Here is a 2,838-nt window from a genome sequence, read left to right as displayed (position 1 = left end):
CAGGCAACCGTCTGTGGTGTTTGCAGAGCTAAGATTGGCGGCTTAGCGTTGCACTTCGGAGTTGAATCCGCCAAGTGCTATAAATTTCCCCTTTGCTGTTTTTAAGGGAACGCAGTTGCATGAATAAAAAGAAAGCCACGCTGATTGGGCTGATAGCCATCGTGTTGTGGAGTACGATGGTGGGCCTGATTCGCGCGCTCAGCGAAGGCCTGGGCCCGGTTGGTGGGGCGGCGATGATTTATACGTTGAGCGGTATGTTGCTTATTCTTACAGTGGGATTCCCCAACCTTCGCCGTTTTCCTCGCGGTTATTTACTGGCAGGCAGCGTCTTATTTGTCAGCTATGAGCTGTGCCTCGCCCTGTCACTGGGGTTTGCCGCAACGCGCCAGCAGGCGATTGAAGTCGGCATGGTCAATTATTTATGGCCAAGCTTAACCATATTATTTGCCATTCTCTTCAATGGTCAAAAAACCACGCTGTGGGTAATTCCTGGGCTCATTTTAGCTGTAAGTGGCGTAAGCTGGGTGCTGGGCGGCGATCAAGGGCTAAATATTCACGATATTACGCAAAATATTCTCTCCAGCCCGTTGAGTTATTCTCTCGCCTTTACCGGGGCATTTATCTGGGCAGCCTATTGCACCGTCACCAGTAAATATGCCAAAGGATCGAACGGCATCACGCTCTTTATTTTGCTGACGGCGGCAACATTGTGGATAAAATTTGCGCTGAGCGACCAACCGCCCATGCAATTTAGTCTTCCGGTCGTTTTCAAACTGGCGATGACCGCCATCGCTGGGCTTTGGCTATGCCGCCTGGAACGTCGGGATTTTGCACGGGCACGTTGCCGTTTTGGCTGCGGCAACGCGACATCAGTAGCAGCCATTGCCCTGCTTGTTCATTTGAACTAAAATCAATATCAAATGAACAAGCGGAGGCGAACAATGCAACTCTATACACCGGGCGTACGCGCTATGCCGCACGACCTGCTTAGCATCCTGGGGCTTCCGGCCACGGCGATTGCCGCTCATGACAGCATCAGCGCTGGCCTGAATGCAGATGTGCTGCGTGATATCGCTGGCGCCGTCTCTCTTGATGAAGTCACTCTGTGTCGAATGGCTGGCATCGACCGCAATACCTATAGCCGCCGACTTAACAGCTCCGAGAAACGCTTTTCACCGGAGCAGAGCGCCCGCGTTTACACGCTGGCCCGGGTGATCAGCGCCGCCCGCGAACTGTTTAATGGCGACAGCGAGCGGATGGCTAGCTGGCTTAACAAACCGGCAAAAGGTCTTGGCGGTAAAAAACCGGCTGACCTGCTCTCCACTCCCGCCGGAGCGGAGGCAGTCCTGACGTTGATTGGCCGCCTTGAGCACGGCGTGATTAGCTAATGGAAAACGTCACCTTCTGGCGTCTGGTCAAAGAACGATATGCGCTGACCGCCTTTGACGGCTATGGCGCGCGCACCTTCGGCGGACGCTGGAATTCGCCGGGGCATGAATGTGTGTATCTGGGAGAGTCAAAAGCGCTCTGCGTGCTGGAAACGCTGGTACATCTGGAGATCGAAGATATCGCCCTGGGCTACTATTTTCTCACCCTCGATGTGCCGCGCAACCTTATCGCGACGCTGGATCTGACCGCCCTGCCCGCAGACTGGAAGGCAGACCCGCCTCCTGTTTCAACGCAACATATCGGCGATGACTGGCTGGCCTCAAGCCAGAACGGGCTGATATTGCGCGTTCCAAGCACCATTACCGGCGAATGGAACGCGCTCTTTAACCCCGAGCACCCGCAGGCGGCGAAAATCCTCAAAAGCGTGAAATCCGAACCCTTTATGCTGGACCCACGTCTTAGTCGCCCGTGCTAAGGCGTTTATCCACACCCTTAAGACTCAGCCACACCCCAACGGCCAGCAGCAGTAACATGACACCTGCGGTACTCAATGCCATGCTGTGCGACGAAACAAACGCGGTTCTGGCCGCACTCATGATCCCTTGCGCCAGCGGCGAAGAGACGTCTTGTGCCAGTTGAAACGCCTCGCCGATAGACGATGATGCCAGCGCCGCCTGTTCGCCGTTTAATCCTGCGGGCAACATAATCGACGACGAAAAGCTACGGGTCAGGATCAAGCCAAACAGCGCAATCCCCAGCCCGGCCCCCAGCTCGTAGGCCATGGTTTCAATCGCCCCGGCGGCAGCCGCTTTCTCTTTGGGCGCCGCTGCCATAATCGCCGCTGTGGACGACAACAACGCACTTGCCGCACTGAATCCCAGCAGCGCCATCAGTATCCACGCCTGGGTTTGCTGGGTGGAAAAATCGGTCACGGATAGCCCCAGAAAACAGATGGCACTCAGGGCCATCCCGCCGGAGGCCACCTGCCGCAATCCCAGACGGGAAACCAGCATACCGGCTATCGGCCCACTGAACCCGCTCGCCAGCATCACTGGCAGCATAAACAACCCGGCAGCAAACGGCGTAAAGCCATGTACAAACTGCAACTCCTGCGCCATCAGCAGCTCGAAACCGACCAGAGCAACCATTGCGGTCACAGCCATTAATACCCCGGTCAGGATGATGCGATGAGTGAACAGACGCAGATCGATCATTGGCACGGATGCGGCAAGCTGCTGGCGCACAAATCCGGCCAGCAATGTCGCCCCGACAAGAAACACCGCGATCACGCCCCAGGCGGCCACGCTACCTTTCAGCGCAGTTTTAGCGCTCCACACCAGCATCAGGATGGCGGCAATCAGCATCACGGCCCGGCTCAGGTTGAGCGGCTGCTGGCGACGTCCTTGCTGGCGCGGCACATAGCGCGCGGTCAGCGCCATCACCAGCATC

General features: G+C 56.6%; 3 protein-coding genes and 1 pseudogene. 3 read left to right on the top strand and 1 reads right to left on the bottom strand.

All coding sequences use genetic code 11. From position 1 onward, the window contains the following. Positions 1-119: 119 nt before the first annotated feature. The 3 genes and pseudogenes from yddG to ACSZPU_RS24825 form a co-directional block, all read left to right on the top strand. Positions 120-864, top strand: a pseudogene (gene yddG, locus ACSZPU_RS24835) (aromatic amino acid DMT transporter YddG); the annotation flags it as partial. A gap of 77 nt (positions 865-941) precedes the next feature. Then, positions 942-1,388 (top strand): Xre family toxin-antitoxin system antitoxin, encoded by a 447-nt coding sequence (locus ACSZPU_RS24830; protein ID WP_499004250.1) that lies wholly within the window; start codon positions 942-944, stop codon positions 1,386-1,388. Beyond that, positions 1,388-1,864 carry an RES family NAD+ phosphorylase gene (locus ACSZPU_RS24825; protein WP_499004248.1) on the top strand — a complete coding sequence of 159 codons (477 nt, stop codon included), beginning with the start codon at positions 1,388-1,390 and terminating at the stop codon, positions 1,862-1,864. Before ACSZPU_RS24830 ends, ACSZPU_RS24825 begins: the two co-directional genes overlap by 1 nt. Here ACSZPU_RS24825 and ACSZPU_RS24820 read toward each other — a convergent pair. Further along, on the bottom strand, positions 1,848-2,838 hold a 991-nt coding region (locus tag ACSZPU_RS24820), incomplete at its 5' end, for an MFS transporter (RefSeq protein ID WP_499004247.1). The two genes, ACSZPU_RS24825 and ACSZPU_RS24820, sit on opposite strands and share 17 nt — an antisense overlap.

The organism is Phytobacter sp. V69 (genome assembly GCF_965644215.1).
In the GTDB taxonomy this organism is placed as follows: Bacteria; Pseudomonadota; Gammaproteobacteria; order Enterobacterales; family Enterobacteriaceae; genus Phytobacter.
This window is presented reverse-complemented; position numbering and strand designations above follow the sequence as displayed.